Below are 15,698 nucleotides of genomic sequence, written 5' to 3'. Positions count from 1 at the left end.
CTCAAAGCTCCCTGAGGAACGCCGCAAGTGCGGCACGGAAATCAGCGCGATAGGCGCCGGCATCGTCCGCCTTCGGCGTGATCTCCACCAGCCGTGCGCCCGGGATCATCGACGCGAGCGACTGCGCATGGCCAAGCGGATGAACGACGTCGCGCCCATGGCCGATCACCAGCGTCGGCACGGCGACGGCCGAGACCTCCGCCTCCGTAACACCGGGACCGTCCATCGAGATCGCCCTGAGCAGCGCCGCGGTGACGTCGATCGGCTCGCGGGTGAAGAAGCCGCGGATCGACGCGAGATTGTCCGGTCCGGTCCGCTCCAGCTCTTCGGCCTGCGGTGACGCTTCATATTGCCGGCGTGCCTCGTCCGGCGGATAGCGATCGAGAAGCTCGCCGGCAATGCGGTTCGGCGCCATGTTTTCAGGGTTGGCGGCGCAGATCCATGCCGGGCGGGCGATCACCAGCGCCCGAACCAGGTCTGGCCGGCGCACGGCAAGCCGGAGCGCGATCGCCGCTCCCATGGAAATACCGCCCACCACCGGCCGCTCGATACCGCTCGCGTCAAGATAGCCGGCAACGTCGCTGGCGAAGGTGGCGATCGAAAAGGCCGTCTTCGGGCCCGCGTCCGAGGCGCCGTGGCCACGGCATTCGAGGGTAATGCGACGAAAGCCAACATCCTCCGGAAAGACCTGACCCGGCTGGGCCTGATCGCCGCAAAGGCCATGCTGGAAAACGAAGGGCATGCCTTCGCCCTCCTCGTAGACCGCAAGGCTCACCCCATCGGCAGAATGGCGGGCTGGATTCATGCGCCTCGGCCCTCCGAGGCAAGGAGGGGTGCCAAGAAAGCGGCAACGCCCGGTGCTTCCGCCGCCGAAAGCCCGTGGGTGATCACGTCGCCGTCGAACCCTGCCCTCTTCAGCGCGGCCACGTAACGCGGATAGTCGATGACGCCCTTGCCCGCGGTGGCGAAGGAACCGTCCGGGTTGCGATCCTTCGCGTGGGCGATGGCGATGCTATCCTTCAGCAGATCGATCGCTTCGTCGATGATGCGGTCTCGCGTATCCGTGTCCTCATGCTCGAAGAGGTTCGCCGGATCGAGCACGATGCGGATGCGCTCGCTCGCCATCGTGTCGATCAGCCGGCGCGCCTGAGCTGCGGAGTTGATGACATTGGCAAGCTCCGGCTCGACGCCGATGAAGACGTCGTGCCGTTCGGCAATCGCGAGCAGATGGCCGAACTCGGCGATCATGTCCTGCCAGGCCTCGGCCCCCTGATTGTCCGGATGGTCACGCCACTGGTCGGCGGCGTCGCGGCTGCCCGTGCAGACGGTCAGGAGATTCGAGCCAGCCCGATGTGCCACACTAGCGATTTCTGCGAAACTGCGCCGTCCCGCTTCGCGAGTGCCGATATCCGGGTGGATCATGTTATAGGTGGCGGAGATCGCCGCAATGGCGACGCCGCTCTTTGCCGACGCGTCGCGGATCGCCGCGACCGCGGTATCCGGGATCGTCTCCGGCAGCGCGCCAAGACCGGAGCAGGCGAAGTTGTACTGGACCGACGCATAGCCGGCATCGCGGGCGGCGGCGAGCACGGCGTCCGGCGTCGTCCCGGCAAATGTCTTGGCGAAGATACCGGTTCGCATCACACACTCCCCTGCGCATCGGCGAGGTTTACCGGCGCCTTGTCGCGCACCGACTGCATCACTGCCGCCATGGCGCGCACCGAGGCGATGCCGTCCTCAATGCCTGCGCCGGTTAGCGGCCCGCCATCAAGGATCGTGTCTGCAAAGCCCTCCAGCTGGCGCCGGTAGAATTGACCGTCGGCGCCGAGTACGCGGCTGGTCGCCCCGGTCTTTTCGCTGAAGATGTCCACCTCGCTGCTCTTGAACAGCCAAGGATTGTAGGTCTTGCCGAGAATGCTGCCGTACTCGCCGTAGATCTGGAAGCCCTCGTGCCAGTCCATGCGCACGGCAACTGTCAGGTCCAGATGGCCCATGGTGCCATTGGCGAACTCGACGTCGATGAACCACGAATAGGCGCCGAACCGTTGGCGCAGCCGCGCATCGACCGAAAGGATGGGACCGGCAAAATAGCGGGCGGTGTCGAGCAAGTGGCTGCCATGGGCGAGCATGAAATACTGCTCTAGATCGGCCTTCGGGTTGCGCGACGGCTTCTTCGCATTGGCGCTGCGGATCATGTAGGGCTGCACCGCGTCGGTGACGGCATAACGATGGGTCGAATCGCAATACCAAGCCTTCAGTGCGAGCATCTCGCCCATCTCGGCGTCGATGAAGGTCTTGGCGCTTTGCAGGCCGGCGTCGTAGCGCTTCATGTGACCGACCTGGAAGACCTTGCCGCTTTTCTCGACGACGGGGCGAAGACCCTCCACATCCTCCACCGTCATGCCGAGCGGCTTTTCGCACAGCACATGTTTGCCGGCTTCCAGCGCCCGGGTCGCGGCTGCGACGTGGAAGGCGTCGGCCGTCGCGATGATGACGGCCTCGACGTCCGGATCTGCGAGCATCTCGTCGTAGTCGGAGAAATCCTTCTTCGGCGCGTGGGTCGCAGCCATGCGGGCGCGCAGGTCGTCGGCGACGTCGCAGATGGCGTAAAGCTCGACATTGCGCGCTTTGACGGCGCTTTCGAAATGCCCCGCCTGCGAGATCGGCCCGCAGCCGAGAATGCCGACCTTCAGCAGCGGCTTACCCTCGTTCATCAGCTTGTCCTTTCAATACTGGCCGGCGCTTTCAAGACCGGCCCTGTTCATCAGCTCTTCGACACAGGCATGCTGCGGAAGCGCACGGCGGTCTCCGGCTGCGCCACCTTGCAGACGGCGGGCGGCAGGCCACGGGCGATCAGCTCGATATCGGCAGTGATCGATGCACCCATGGCGCCCAACGTCGATTCCATTGCGCCGGCCTGGTGGGGCGACAGGATGATGTTCGGCGTCCGTCGCACCGGGTCGTCGGCCGCGACCGGTTCGATCGGGAAAACGTCGGTCGCAACCCGGATCCGGCCCGAAGCGGCGGCCTCCAGCATGTCGGGGAAGTTGGCGACCGCCGCACGGCTGAGCAGCAGCAGGCACGCCCCCTGTTTCATCAGCCCGAACGCGCGTCTGTCGAGGAAACCGGCATTGTCGGAGGTGACGCCGGCGAGCACGAAGACGAAGTCGCTCTCCGCAAGCAGCGCGTCGAGCGACACCGACCGGCAGCCGGCCTGCTCGATCAACAGGCCGGGCACCCAGGGGTCGTAGACGTCGATCGTCGATGTAAACGGTTTCAACAAGGGCAACAGCGCGCGGGCGAGATCGCCGAAACCAATCAGCCCGACCCGCGCACGCATCAGCGGCAGCGCATTGCGGTTGGCCGCAAATCCATACTCTTCCTTGCCCTCCCGCATTAGTCGGTCGGCCTCGGTGATACCGCGGCCGAGATCGATAGCCATGGCCAGTCCGATCTCGGCGACCGGTTCGGCAAAGACGTGGCTTGCCGACAGCACGCGGATGCCGTGCTCGAAGCAATGGCGATAGTCGATATTGGGCAAGAAGTTTCCCTCGCTGTTGACGAAGGCCTTGAGATTGCAGCAGCGCGCCAGCCGTTCGGCCGGCATGTCGAAAATGCCCATCGCGACATCGGCCGGCACGACGTGTCTTTCGAAACCCTCGTCGCTCAGCACATCGCCCTCATGGATGACGACATCGCCGAGCGCACGAAGCCGGGCAAGATGAGCGTCCGTGAAGACGTCTTCGACGAGGCGCGGATGTGCCATGATGAAGGTGCGGAAGGGAGCGCCGTTACCAGTCATAGAAGTCTCACGTCAAATATCTGTCCAGCGACCATCTTCGGCGCCCGAGCGAAGTGCGGCATCGACGAAACGCAAACCGCGGACACCATCACCGATGCCGGGCAGTAGCAGGGCATCGGCCGCCGCGGCGCGTCCAGCGCGGCGCGCCTCGATCTGTTCAGCCATGTCGATATAGAGCCGCGCCAGCGCCTCGATGAATCCTTGGGGATGACCGGGCGGCATCAGTCCCTTGAAAGCAGTTCCGTGCGAGGCGCGGTCGATCACCATGCGCCGGCCGCCGAGCGGCGCAAAGGTCAGCTGGTTCGCCGCCTCAACCGTCCAGCCGAGGGAGCCCTTGTCGCCGTGCACATCGATCTTGAGCCCGTTGGTTTCGCCGATCGCCACCTGGCTTGCCCAGAGCAGTCCTTTCGCGCCGCCGCCAAAGCGCAGCTTCGCCGTCACATTGTCATCGACGCGGCGGCCGGCGACGAAGGTATCGACCTCGGCCGAAAGGGATGTTGCCGTGAGGCCCGTGACGAATTCGACAAGATGGAACGCATGGGTGCCGATGTCGCCGAGGCTGCCGGCGCCGCTTCTCGCCGGGTCGGTTCGCCATTCGGCCTGTTTGTTGCCGGTCGCCTCGGTGGCGGTCGCCAGCCATTCCTGCGGAAAAGCGACGCGGACCAGACGCACGGCGCCGATCTCGCCGGCCGCCACGACCGCACGCGCTTCGCGCACCATGTCGAAGCCGGCATTGGTATAGGTTACACCGAAAAGGGAGGTGCTGTCCTCGGCCACCTTCTGGAGCGCGTGCGCCTCATCCAGCGTGGCGGTCAGCGGCTTGTCGCAGAGGATGTTGATGCCGGCACTGAGGAAGGCGCGACAGGCGGGTGCATGCAGGTGGTTCGGCGTTACCACGGCGACGAGGTCGATGCCGTCGCGGCTTGCCTCGCGCTGCGCCATCGTCTCAAAATCTGCATAGCAGCGATCCGGGTCGAGTCCGAGATCGTTCCCGCTTTCGCGTGCGCGCACCGCATCGCTCGAAAATGCGCCCGCGACCAGCGAAAAGCGTCCCGTCATCGCGGCGGCAGCGCGGTGTGCGGCGCCGAAGAACGCACCATTGCCACCGCCGACCATGCCCAGTTTCAGCGTTCTCATGTTCCTGTCCTGTCTGGAATGAAACGGGCCGACGTTGACCGCCGGCCCATCCCCTTTGAAGCGTGCTTACTTGGCGGCAACCTTGCCGCAGGTGGTCAGCGCATCGGCCGGGGTGCAGGTCTCGGTGCCGGTCTGGATGAACGGCTCGAGCTTTTCGCCCTTGGTCAGCTTGTCGAGGGCAATGATGGTCTCGTAGCCCATGTCATAGGGACGCTGGCCGATGTTGTAGTGGCTCAGGCCTTCGGCGAGCAGCGGAAGCTGCGGACCGAAGTTGTCGCCGAAGACCACGACGAGATCCTTCTTGTCGAGACGTTCCTTCAGCGGCTCCATCGCCTGCTTGTAGGCCTGCGGCGCATACTGCGCCCACCCGCCAACCGCAACGAAGGCGGAGAGGTCGGGATGGTTGGTCATGACGTCGCGAACCTGCTGGGCGGCAAGCGCGATGTCGTCATTGTTGTAGACCGGGCAACCAGCCGGCTCGGTCCAGCCGTTCTGGCCGGTGAGCGTGTCGACCGGCTTGTCCTTCGAGGCACCGGCGAGCGTGTCGCGGATGCCTTGAACGCGCGCCTTCAGGTTTTCAGATGCCGGCGCGCCCGACTGAATGCAGACCGTACCGCCCTCTTTCTTGTTCTCCAGCACCTTCTTGGCGAGTTCCACGCCGAAGGAGTAGTTGTCGGTGCCGATATAGGTGGCGCGCAGGCCGGCGTCTTCCGGCAGCACATCGGTGTCGAAGGTGACGACCGGGATACCCTTGTCATTCGCCATCTTGAGGATGCGCGCCATCGCCTTCGGGTTGCCGGCGGAAATGCCGAGCCCGTCGACGCCGCGGGTGATCATGTCCTGCGCGAGCTGAACCTGCTTGGCTTCGTCATATTCGGTCGGGCCGACATAGGTGCAGGTCACGTCGCCGAGCTTCTTGGCGGCTTCCTTGCAGCCGGCGTCGATCGGCGGGCTGAAGGCGTTGTTCAATACCTTGAAGACCAGCGCGAATTCCCGGTCTGCGGCATTCGCCGTCGAGGCAAAGGCGCAAAGCGCGATCGCGGCAGACGACAGGGTCAATTTCAGGCTTCCTGACAGCGACATGGTATCTCCTCCTTGGTTCGCTGATAAAGACGTCTTTCTTCACGGCGAGGCACTCCTCCACGCCCTGACTGTGTGCGGGCGCAGCCGTCAGCGGCGCAGCGACCGAATGCGTTCGAGAAGTACTGCGGCAAGAATGAAGCCGCCAACGAAGGTGCCCTGCCAGAAAGGATTGACGCCAGCGATCAGCAATGCGTTGCGGATCACCTCGATCAGGATCGCGCCGATCGCGGCACCGAGTGCAGTCCCGAAACCGCCGGTGAGGGACGCGCCGCCGATGACGGTCGAGGCGATGGTTTGCAACTCATAACCCGTGCCGATGGCGTTGGTGACCGCGCCAAGCCAGCCAACGAGGAAGATCGCGCTGACAGCCGCCATCAGGCCGCTGAAGGCATAGGCCGAGATCTTGATCGCATCGACCGAGATACCGGCAAGACGGGCGGCACTCTCGTTGCCGCCGATGGCAAAGATGTAGCGGCCCCAGCGGGTCATGGTCAGAAGGCAGTGCAGCACGATGACGAAGACGACGAGGGCGTAGACGACGTTCGGAACGCCGAGCGTGTAGCCGCCGCCAAGCGCCAGGATCGATTCCGTCGCGGTGCCGAACTCGTAGAACACCTGATTGTCGCTGACGACGAGCGCAAGACTTCGTCCGATCGACAGTGTCGCTAGTGTCACGATAAAGGGTGGCAACTTGGCGAGCGTTATGACTGCGCCGTTGAGCCCGCCGAAGACCAGGCCGACGAAGAGCGTCCCGAAGATGCCGACCGGCAACGGTGCGCCGGCATTCAGCAGGATGCCGAGCGTCACACCGCTCAGCCCCAAAATCGAGCCAACGGAAATGTCTATCCCGCCGCTGATGAGCACGGGCGTCATGCCCAGCGCCATCAGACCGATGAAACAGGCATTTTGCAGGACGTTCATCAGGTTACCGGACGTGGCGAACTTTCCGGAGATCATCGACACGGCCAGTCCGAGCACGACGATGGCAATCGCGATCCACATTTCCTGCGTCAGCATCAGCCGGCGTAAAAGCGACCGGTCGTGGCGTTTCAGGAGGTCGACATTCATGTCGGGGGCGTTCGACTGGGACATGGTTCTCCTTCCTCCTTAAGCGGCCTGGATGGCGCCGGTGATGAGGCCGGTGACCTCCTCCGGGCTCGATTGGTCTATGCGTTTGTCGGCGACCTTGCGACCGCGCCGCATGACGACAACCCGGTCGCAGACGTCGAAAACATCGGGCATGCGATGGCTGATGAGGATGACCGAGAGGCCCTGTTCCTTCATTCGCCGGATCAGTGCCAGCACCTCGGCCACCTGCCGCACGCTGATGGCGGCGGTCGGCTCGTCCATCAAGACCAGCTTGGAATTGGAAAGCCGGGTACGGGCGATCGCGACGGCCTGCCGCTGGCCGCCGGACATGCGATCGACGAGATCGGCGGGCCGTGTCTCGGATTTCAGCTCCTGGAAGATTTCCGCCGAGCGCGTGTTCATCAGCTTCTTGTCGAGCACGCGGAACGGCCCGACCTGCCGCATCGGCTCGCGTCCGAGGAAAACGTTGGCTGCGGCTGTGAGATTGTTGCAGAGCGCCAGATCCTGGTAGACCACCTCGATGCCGTGCCGGCGGGCATCGGCCGGACCGGAGAGACGGACCTCCTGGTCCTCGAAGACGTATCGGCCGGAGGTCGGCTGGAAATTGCCGGCGATGGTTTTCACCAATGTCGATTTGCCGGCGCCGTTGTCGCCCATCAGGCCTAGCACTTCGCCGCGGTTGATGTCGATCGACACGCCGTCGAGCGCCCGGATGGCGCCGAATTCCATGACGATCTTTTCGAGACTGGCAAGCTTGCTCATCCAACCTCCTCCCTGAGCCTGGATAGATATCTTTCTTAAAGTAATAAATATGAAGGGTTGCTCCTTGTCAACGGTTAATCTTTTCGAGGCCTTCCAACATGAATTGCGTCAATATAGCTGACATAATTTGCATTCGCCTATATTTTAGGCAGCAAACTGGAAAAGGCGAGGAAGCGCCCGATGGGCATTTCCTGGAGAACAGAAAAGATATTTTTTACAAAAGATATAAATGCGATTATTTCAGGGAGGGAATGTGGATCGCAGATCGGGAGGTGGTGGATTTCGAGATGGCAGACCAGACGCTTGCCAAGGAAGTCAATGAGCGGCAAATCCTTCGCTTCCTGCGACTGAGTGGGTCGGCGAGCCGCGCCGAGATCGCCCGTCATCTCGAGGTGACACCGGCTTCGGTGACGCGGCTCGTTAACGGGCTAACCCTGCGCGGGCTGGTGCGTGAGGTGCAGCCGCTCGCTAAAATGCGCGGCGCAGCCCGTGATGCCGGCCGGCCAGGCGTTGCGCTCGCGCTCAACCCTGGCGCCGTTTACTTTCTCGGCGTCGAGATCGGTGTCGGCATTCTCCGCTATGCGCTGATCGATCTGACGGCAAGCAGTGTTGCAACATCCGATGTGCATGTCAGCAGAACGATCACGCCGGAGGAGGTCGTGGACGGGATTGCCGCCCATGTCGCGATGCTGGAGCGCGACCTGCGTTATGCTGGCCGCGTCCAGGGCGTCGGTGTCACCGTGCCTGGCGTTGTCAATCTGGAAGGTTTTGTCATCAATCTGCCGATCCTCGGCTGGAAGGGCGTCGATCTCCTGACGCCGTTGCAGGCAGCCATTGGACGGCCCTGTTTCGTGGAAAACGACGCGGGCGCGGCGGCGTTCGGCTCTGTCTATACCATGCCGGAACTCCAGACCGGTTGCTCGGTCTTTCTCGTCATAGGTCGAGGATGTGGCGGCGCGGCGGTGATGAACGGCCGCCTCCTGCGCGGTGCGAGCGGCGCGACAGGCGAGCTTGGCCACATGCGCATCGCGCGTGACGGCGCCGTATGCAGTTGCGGTCACCGTGGTTGTCTTGAAAGCCGTGTCGGGCTCGACGCATTGGCGCGGTCCTATTGGGGAACGGACGATCTCGAAGAAGCCCAATTCGAGGCACTTTCCGCCGAGGTGGCCGAGCGGTTTGTTTCCGGCGAGCCCACCGCCGTAGCTTCCGTTACCGATCTTGCCGGATGGCTGACGCTAGGCATCGTTAGCCTTGCCAATATCTTCAACCCTTCGACGATCTTCCTCGGTGGCGCGGTAGGCCCGGTTCTTTCTCTCATCCTTGAGGAGCTGCGCCGCGACGTCGCTTCCGGCATCGTTCCCGGCCTGCCCGCACCGGACGTGCGCCTTTTCAGCCTCGAACCCTATGAATGCGCCATAGGTGTCGCCGCCATCGCCCATCAACGCTGCTTCGACAACTCCCGTATCGAAATCGACATGGCTGGATGAGATAAGCCGCTCTGATTGAAACTTGGGAGCAGCGACATTCCAGCGAAGTCTACCCATTCGATGCCAGCCGACAAACACTAGAGAAAGTAGAAGGCCTGGCCGAACAAGTCGCGAAGAATAACAAGCCATCGCCTGCACGGAGGGCTGTGTTCTCGCAGAGATGTTAAAATCCAACTGGATTTTTCATGCTGTCAACTCCTTGATTCGTGTGTCGTCGAGCAATGTCTGGTATGGGCTTTCTCGAAGAGACACTCGCACTGGCACAGAATAGGAACTCATTCGGTGGCCATTCATTTCAAAACGTGAAGTTTGTCTCTGTTTATCCTACGATCCAGCGCCGTGCCGAGGCTCGTGGAGATTGCCGTGCCGATACCTAAACAAGTTCGTTGGAAACGCCTGTCTTATAGATACCGCTGGCGGTAGATTGCGGCGTTCATTCGGTTCCATTTTTAAGATGAGTTCAACTCAGGTCGTATAGGACCGCTCCACCGAGGCTTTAGCCAAGGCGCTGGCCTGCTGGTGCGGTCCAATGGATCTAAATCTGGACTCCGTCACGCGGGCCTATGCGCTTTGGGAACAGTCCGAATGTACAGCCGATAGCGTCACCCAACCGGCGTTGAGCAACAACAGAGCATGGAGACCTGAAAGCGGCGGTGCAAAAGTCGGCCACGGTAGCGGCGGCATAATGCTGCCGCGGGCGGAGTAAAATCCGGCCACCTATTTCCTTTCTGCAATGAACGCAGGAGGGACAGGGGATCTACACCGTGGAACTTTATCTGAGGGTTCGGCTGGCTGTTTCCGAAGGGATGACGCAGCGTCAGGCAGCAAAGCATTTCAACATATCGCGCGACAGCGTGGCCAAGATGCTGTCGTATTCGACACCGCCCGGCTATCAGCGACGTTCGCCGATCCGGCGTCCGAAGCTGGATGCATTCGTTTCGACGATCGAGCAGTGGCTGGAAGCTGACATGGTGATGCCGCGCAAGCAGCGGCATACTGCCAAACGGGTGTTCGACAGGCTTCGTGACGAGTGCGGCTTCACCGGCGGCTACACGATCATCAAGGATTATATGCGCGAGCGGGATCAACGCCGCGAGGAGGTGTTCGTGCCGTTGTCGCATCCACCGGGCCATGCGCAGGCCGATTTCGGCGAGGCGACGGTGGTGATCGGCGGCGTCGAGCAGAAAGCTCGCTTCTTTGTGCTGGATCTTCCTCATAGCGACGGATGCTATGTGCGTGCCTATCCGGCGGCAGTGGCCGAAGCCTGGGTGGATGGTCATGTCCACGCCTTTGCGTTCTTCGGGGCCGTGCCGCAGTCGATCGTCTATGACAACGACCGTTGCCTGGTGGCAAAGATCCTGCCCGACGGCACACGCAAGCGGGCAGCGCTGTTCAGCGGCTTCCTGTCCCACTACCTGATCCGGGATCGCTATGGCCGTCCGGGAAAGGGCAACGATAAAGGGAATGTCGAGGGTCTCGTGGGCTATGCCCGTCGCAACTTCATGGTACCGATCCCACAGTTCCCGACATGGGATGCGTTCAATGCTTTTCTGGAAGAGCAGTGCCGCAAACGCCAGCGCGACAAGCTGCGGGGCGAGAGCGAGACGATTGGCGAACGGCTGCAGCGCGATCTTGCGGCCATGCGTCCCTTGCCGGCATCGCCGTTTGATGCCTGCGACCAGGCCAGCGCTGTTGTGACAGCCCAGTCGCTGGTGCGCTACAAAACGAACGACTATTCCGTACCGGTAGCCTACGGCCATCAGGACGTCTGGGTCCGGGGCTATTTCGATCAGGTGGTGATCGGCTGCCGCGGCGAGATCATCGCGCGTCATCCGCGATGCTGGGAACGGGAAGACGTCGTCTTCGATCCCGTCCATTACCTGCCGCTGATCGAGCAAAAGATCAATGCGCTGGATCAGACAGCGCCACTCCAGGGCCGGGATCTGCCGGACGAGTTCGCGACGCTGCGCCGGCTGATGGAAGGCCGCATGGCAAAACATGGGCGGCGGGAATATGTGCAGGTTCTCCGTCTTCTGGAGAGCTTCGACCTTGCCGACCTGCATGCGGCCGTGAAGCAGGCCATCCAGCTCGGCGCGATCGGCTTCGACGCCGTCAAGCATCTGATCGTGTGCCGCGTAGAACGCCGGCCGCCGCGATTGGACCTGTCGATCTACCCGTACCTGCCGAGGGCGACGGGCGAGAAGACCTCTGCAAAGGCGTATATGCGCCTTCTGTCGCCTGATGCAGGAGAAGCGGCATGAGCACCGAAGCACCCGACATCCTCCTCGCCCATTATCTCAAGGCCCTGAAGCTGCCGACCTTCCAGCGCGAGTAACAGAAGCTGGCCCGGTTATGCGCCACCGAAGGCGTCGATCATGTCGGATATCTCTTTCGGCTTGCCGAGCGGGAGATGATCGAGCGGGACCGGCGCAAGGTCGAACGCCGGATCAAGGCGGCCAAGCTCCCGGTCGTCAAAAGCCTGGATAGCTTCGACTTTACCGCTATACCCAAGCTGAACAAGATGCAGGTGCTGGAGTTGGCGTGATGCGAATGGATCGAGCGCCGCGAGAACGTCATTGCTCTTGGCCCCAGCGGGACGGGCAAGACGCATGTCGCGCTCGGGCTCGGCTTGGCCGCCTGCCAGAAGGGCCTGTCCGTCGGCTTCATAACAGCGGCTGCCTTGGTCAGCGAGATGATGGAGGCGCGTGATGAGCGACGTCTGCTGCGCTTCCAGAAGCAGATGGCAGCCTACAAGCTGCTCATCATCGATGAACTGGGCTTCGTGCCGTTGTCGAAGACCGGGGCGGAGTTGCTGTTCGAGCTGATCTCGCAACGCTACGAGCGCGGCGCCACTCTCATCACCAGCAATCTCCCGTTTGATGAATGGACGGAGACCTTAGGATCGGAGCGTCTGACCGGCGCTCTTCTCGATCGCATCACCCACCACGTCAATATCCTCGAGATGAACGGCGACAGCTATCGTCTCGCCCAAAGCCGCGCCAGAAAGGCCGGCTAAACCCTCCTTGAAAATCGCCACGCATGCATGAGACCCCCGCTCGGGCTACGCCCTCCCGGAGGTCTCATGCATGCGCCACAAGTGGCCTGGTTTTACTCCGCCGCCTGGCCATAATTTGCTCCGGCGTTGACATGAGAGGGTGCATGGAAGGTTATCTTCCCGCATGATCGGTTAACGACAGCGCAAATTGGAAGATCGCTGATCTCATCCGAACTCTTAGAGACGTCAGAGACTTGGAAATCCTCGTCCTCGGTCGCCAGTGCCTTGTCCATGACATAGGAAACCGAACTGCCACTCATCTGGCTCACTACTAACAGATCAGACAAGCTCTCCGCGGAGATTGGATGGAAATGGATGGACAAATAGTGCATAACAGCGTTTCGGGAATTGGATGGGATCGGATGAGTAAATGGAATTTTTAAATACGGTGCCGGTCCGGATCACGCCCGAAGTCCTGTCGCTGATCGCCGAAATCGACGAATTCAAGGGTGCTTGGCGTGCGATCGGCCGGATCGCGCCCGAGCGGTTGTCCAGCCTCCGGCGTGTGGCCACGATCGAAAGCGTCGGTTCCTCCACACGTATCGAAGGCGCACGCCTCACCGACCGAGAGGTCGAAAAGCTTTTGGCAAACATCCGCTTGGGGTCGTTTACGACACGCGACGAGCAAGAGGTTGCCGGCTATGCGGAGGTGATGGAGACGATCTTCAGTGCTTACGAAGCTATTTCGTTCACCGAGAATCATATCCGTCAGCTCCACCGCGATCTTCTTGCGCATTCGACAAAGGACGAGCGGCATCGCGGCGCCTATAAAACCCTCTCAAACAACGTGGAAACGTTCAACGAACGGGGCCAGAGCCTCGGCATAGTTTTCGAAACGGCATCGCCGTTCGATACGCCGCGTCGAATGGAAGACCTGATCGCCTGGCTGGATGAGCAAGGGCAAGAAAAGCGGCTTCATCCACTTTTGGTCGTCGCGATCTTCATTGTCGTTTTCCTGGAAATCCATCCATTCCAGGATGGCAATGGCCGCCTATCACGAATTCTGACCACCTTGTTGCTCCTGCGTGCCGGCTACGCTTACGTCCCCTACAGCTCGCTCGAAAGCATCATCGAGCAAAGCAAGGAGAGCTACTACATCTCGCTTCGGCGCACGCAGGGAACGATACGCAACGCCGAGCCCGACTGGAATCCCTGGATCGAGTACTTTCTGAGAGCGCTGCATCAGCAGAAGACGCGACTTGAGAAGAAAATGGAGCGCGAGCGTATTATCCTCGCCGACATGCCGGAATTATCCGTGACATTACTCGAGTTGGCACGAGAGCACGGGCGAATTACGGTCGCGGAGGCTGTACGGATCACCGATGCAAGCCGTCACACCATTAAGGATCATCTCAGGACGCTCGTAGATCAAGGGCACCTCGTCCTGCACGGTGCCGGCCGCGGTGCCTGGTACGGTCTTTCATAATGAAGGGGTGTCAGGCCCATCTGAATGGATTTGCTCTTGAAGGGAATCGAACCTAAGGCCGTGTTGCTCGCAGAACCTCAAAGGCCTTGAATTTCTGGCGACAAAGCCAGTGGAGGGGATGCCGATTGCATGCCCTATACCGTTTGGTCCAGTGACCTGAGACCCATCGTCCCTCCAATTTTCAGGAGAGTCTTGGGTTTTCAATCTGACCTTATGCGGCCTGTTTTTCCATAGCCATTTTCATTGCGAATTCGCTGGGTGTGATGTTGCCCAGTGAAGAATGCGGTCTGTTGCGATTGTAGTCCTCCTTCCATGCTGTGATTTCGATCCTCGCCTGCGTCAGTGACGAGAACAGTGTTTCGTTGAGGCATTCGTCACGGAAGCTGCCGTTGAAACTTTCTACGAAGCCATTCTGCATGGGTTTGCCCGGTGCGATATAATGCCATTCGACATGCGTGCTTTGGCACCATTCCAGAACGGCCATGCTGGTCATCTCCGTGCCGTTGTCGGAGACAATTGTTCGTGGCTTGCCTCGTTGGGCGATGACGGCATCGAGTTCCCGCGCAAGCCGCCGGCCTGAGAGCGACGTGTCGGCGACCAGCGCCAGGCATTCGCGGGTAAAGTCATCGACGACGGCCAGAATCCGAAAGCGACGACCATCTGTGAAAGCGTCGCTGACGAAATCCAGGCTCCATCGCTCGTTGGCACGCGAGGGCAGCGCCAGAGGGCGTCTCGTCCCCAAAGCCCGTTTGCGTCCACCACGTTTGCGTACCGTCAGCTTCTCTTCGCGATAGAGACGCCGCAGTTTCTTCAGGTTCATGATGATGCCCTGCCGACCCAGCATGACGTGGATGCGGCGATAGCCGAAACGACGGCGTTCGGACGCCACCAGCTTCATTGCCTCACGGATATCAGCGTCATCCGGTCGAATGCTACGATATCGCACACTCGACCGATCAACGGACAGAACCTCACACGCCCGACGCTGGCTCACCCCATGTTGTTTGCAGACATGAGCCACAGCATCCCGCTTCACATCGGGCGTCACCACTTTTTTGAAGCGACATCTTTCAGAATGGCATTGTCCAGCATGGTCTCGGCCAGCAGCTTCTTCAGCTTGGCGTTCTCGTCTTCCAGAGCCTTCAGCTTGCGGGCATCGGATACCTCCATGCCGCCGAACTTCGCCTTGTATTTGTAAAAGGTCGCCTCAGATATCCCGTGCTTGCGGCAGACATCGGCCGTCCGCATGCCGCTCTCCTGCTCTTTCAATATCCCGATGATCTGCTCGTCCGTGAACCGTGAATGCTTCATTCCGTCCGTCTCCTTGATACGACGGACTCTACCAAAATCTGGAGGAAGTTCAGGGGCTCAGGTCACCGTTATCCGCTGCTGATCAAATTCAACTACTGGGTCCTCTACAAGTCCCCGGACAATTCTTGGTTCATTAGCGCTAGTCCGTCGATGAAGGAACTTTGGATCTACTCTCGAGCCGTTCCTTCGAAAAAGAGGCTAGAGCGGATGGTGCGAAAGGCGAGCGAGCTCGGCTATGATGTTAGAAAGCTCGAGTTCCCGGCTCAATGACTTTTTAAAGCTTGCCGGTTGAACGGCGATCACTTGATCGGCGATGTCTTGGCCGTCCCTTGCGACAGCTCCATCGTGGGGAGCTAACGCTTAACCGAGAACCCGCTGCTCAGCACATCTAGCGTTGCGTCGTTATCGGATTGCTCGCATATGCCCGCGTGTAAGTTTGCGGACATCCGCGTTGCTAGGCGTCACGATCGACGCATCGCTTGAAGGCGGCGTTGTCACTTCATTACAAAACTTGCTCCGTCACCCATGGTAACTGAGCCTTTCGAG

Annotated in this window: 13 protein-coding genes and 1 pseudogene; 5 read left to right on the top strand and 9 right to left on the bottom strand. The window is 61.0% G+C overall.

Going from position 1 to position 15,698, the window contains the following annotated elements; translation table 11 throughout:
• Position 1: 1 nt before the first annotated feature.
• The 8 genes from GB927_RS24915 to GB927_RS24880 form a co-directional block, all read right to left on the bottom strand.
• Positions 2-805 (bottom strand): alpha/beta fold hydrolase, encoded by an 804-nt coding sequence (locus tag GB927_RS24915; protein WP_256119945.1) that lies wholly within the window; start codon positions 803-805, stop codon positions 2-4.
• Positions 802-1,641, bottom strand: coding sequence for a sugar phosphate isomerase/epimerase family protein (locus tag GB927_RS24910; protein WP_256119944.1), 840 nt, complete (start codon positions 1,639-1,641; stop codon positions 802-804). The genes GB927_RS24915 and GB927_RS24910 overlap by 4 nt, the downstream gene beginning before the upstream one ends.
• Complete coding sequence (locus tag GB927_RS24905; protein WP_256119943.1) at positions 1,641-2,714, bottom strand: Gfo/Idh/MocA family protein; 1,074 nt, start codon at positions 2,712-2,714, stop codon at positions 1,641-1,643. The genes GB927_RS24910 and GB927_RS24905 overlap by 1 nt, the downstream gene beginning before the upstream one ends.
• Positions 2,715-2,764: 50 nt before the next feature.
• The gene (locus GB927_RS24900) at positions 2,765-3,802 is read right to left on the bottom strand and encodes a hydroxyacid dehydrogenase (protein ID WP_256119941.1); all 1,038 of its coding nucleotides are present in this window, start codon (positions 3,800-3,802) and stop codon (positions 2,765-2,767) included.
• A gap of 12 nt (positions 3,803-3,814) precedes the next feature.
• Positions 3,815-4,939 (bottom strand): Gfo/Idh/MocA family protein, encoded by a 1,125-nt coding sequence (locus GB927_RS24895; RefSeq protein WP_256119940.1) that lies wholly within the window; start codon positions 4,937-4,939, stop codon positions 3,815-3,817.
• Positions 4,940-5,005: 66 nt separating this feature from the next.
• The gene (locus GB927_RS24890) at positions 5,006-6,022 is read right to left on the bottom strand and encodes a sugar-binding protein (protein ID WP_256119939.1); all 1,017 of its coding nucleotides are present in this window, start codon (positions 6,020-6,022) and stop codon (positions 5,006-5,008) included.
• Positions 6,023-6,109: 87 nt separating this feature from the next.
• The gene (locus GB927_RS24885) at positions 6,110-7,090 is read right to left on the bottom strand and encodes an ABC transporter permease (protein ID WP_369431720.1); all 981 of its coding nucleotides are present in this window, start codon (positions 7,088-7,090) and stop codon (positions 6,110-6,112) included.
• A 39-nt stretch (positions 7,091-7,129) separates the two neighbouring features.
• A complete protein-coding gene (locus GB927_RS24880; RefSeq protein ID WP_256119937.1) occupies positions 7,130-7,873 on the bottom strand; it encodes an ATP-binding cassette domain-containing protein in 744 nt (247 codons plus the stop codon).
• Positions 7,874-8,160: 287 nt separating this feature from the next.
• Here GB927_RS24880 and GB927_RS24875 point away from each other — a divergent pair, with 287 nt between their 5' ends.
• From GB927_RS24875 to GB927_RS24860, 4 genes and pseudogenes are all read left to right on the top strand, one after another.
• The gene (locus GB927_RS24875; RefSeq protein WP_256119936.1) at positions 8,161-9,360 is read left to right on the top strand and encodes an ROK family transcriptional regulator; all 1,200 of its coding nucleotides are present in this window, start codon (positions 8,161-8,163) and stop codon (positions 9,358-9,360) included.
• A gap of 764 nt (positions 9,361-10,124) precedes the next feature.
• Positions 10,125-11,621, top strand: a complete 1,497-nt coding sequence (gene istA, locus GB927_RS24870; protein ID WP_256119935.1) for an IS21 family transposase — start codon at positions 10,125-10,127, stop codon at positions 11,619-11,621.
• A pseudogene (gene istB / locus GB927_RS24865) lies at positions 11,618-12,376 on the top strand (IS21-like element helper ATPase IstB). The gene istA and the pseudogene istB overlap by 4 nt, the downstream one beginning before the upstream one ends.
• Before the next feature lie 409 nt (positions 12,377-12,785).
• Positions 12,786-13,841, top strand: coding sequence for a Fic family protein (locus GB927_RS24860; RefSeq protein ID WP_256119934.1), 1,056 nt, complete (start codon positions 12,786-12,788; stop codon positions 13,839-13,841).
• A gap of 211 nt (positions 13,842-14,052) precedes the next feature.
• Here the strand turns inward: GB927_RS24860 and GB927_RS24855 are convergent.
• Positions 14,053-15,152 (bottom strand): IS3 family transposase gene (locus tag GB927_RS24855; protein WP_256119933.1). Its coding sequence is split into 2 segments (ribosomal slippage): positions 14,053-14,900 and positions 14,900-15,152, totalling 1,101 coding nucleotides; the frame shifts between segments, so codons are not numbered across the junction.
• Here GB927_RS24855 and GB927_RS24850 point away from each other — a divergent pair.
• Positions 15,144-15,422, top strand: a complete 279-nt coding sequence (locus tag GB927_RS24850; RefSeq protein WP_256119932.1) for a lipocalin family protein — start codon at positions 15,144-15,146, stop codon at positions 15,420-15,422. The genes GB927_RS24855 and GB927_RS24850 overlap by 9 nt on opposite strands.
• Positions 15,423-15,698 lie beyond the last annotated feature (276 nt).

Source organism: Shinella lacus (assembly GCF_010994755.1).
GTDB classification, from domain to species: domain Bacteria; phylum Pseudomonadota; class Alphaproteobacteria; order Rhizobiales; family Rhizobiaceae; genus Shinella; species Shinella lacus.
Note: the sequence above shows the minus strand (reverse complement) of the source record. Positions and strands in the feature narration are given on the sequence as shown.

What these genes read in the sequence shown, in the direction of transcription:
- GB927_RS24900 (WP_256119941.1), bottom strand. Translation starts at nt 3,802, where the DNA reads ATGACTGGTAACGGCGCTCCCTTCCGCACCTTCATCATGGCACATCCG.
- GB927_RS24910 (WP_256119944.1), bottom strand. Translation starts at nt 1,641, where the DNA reads ATGCGAACCGGTATCTTCGCCAAGACATTTGCCGGGACGACGCCGGAC.
- GB927_RS24850 (WP_256119932.1), top strand. Translation starts at nt 15,144, where the DNA reads ATGCTTCATTCCGTCCGTCTCCTTGATACGACGGACTCTACCAAAATC.
- GB927_RS24880 (WP_256119937.1), bottom strand. Translation starts at nt 7,873, where the DNA reads ATGAGCAAGCTTGCCAGTCTCGAAAAGATCGTCATGGAATTCGGCGCC.
- GB927_RS24875 (WP_256119936.1), top strand. Translation starts at nt 8,161, where the DNA reads ATGGCAGACCAGACGCTTGCCAAGGAAGTCAATGAGCGGCAAATCCTT.
- GB927_RS24885 (WP_369431720.1), bottom strand. Translation starts at nt 7,090, where the DNA reads ATGAATGTCGACCTCCTGAAACGCCACGACCGGTCGCTTTTACGCCGG.
- GB927_RS24905 (WP_256119943.1), bottom strand. Translation starts at nt 2,714, where the DNA reads ATGAACGAGGGTAAGCCGCTGCTGAAGGTCGGCATTCTCGGCTGCGGG.
- GB927_RS24895 (WP_256119940.1), bottom strand. Translation starts at nt 4,939, where the DNA reads ATGAGAACGCTGAAACTGGGCATGGTCGGCGGTGGCAATGGTGCGTTC.
- GB927_RS24890 (WP_256119939.1), bottom strand. Translation starts at nt 6,022, where the DNA reads ATGTCGCTGTCAGGAAGCCTGAAATTGACCCTGTCGTCTGCCGCGATC.
- GB927_RS24860 (WP_256119934.1), top strand. Translation starts at nt 12,786, where the DNA reads ATGGAATTTTTAAATACGGTGCCGGTCCGGATCACGCCCGAAGTCCTG.
- GB927_RS24915 (WP_256119945.1), bottom strand. Translation starts at nt 805, where the DNA reads ATGAATCCAGCCCGCCATTCTGCCGATGGGGTGAGCCTTGCGGTCTAC.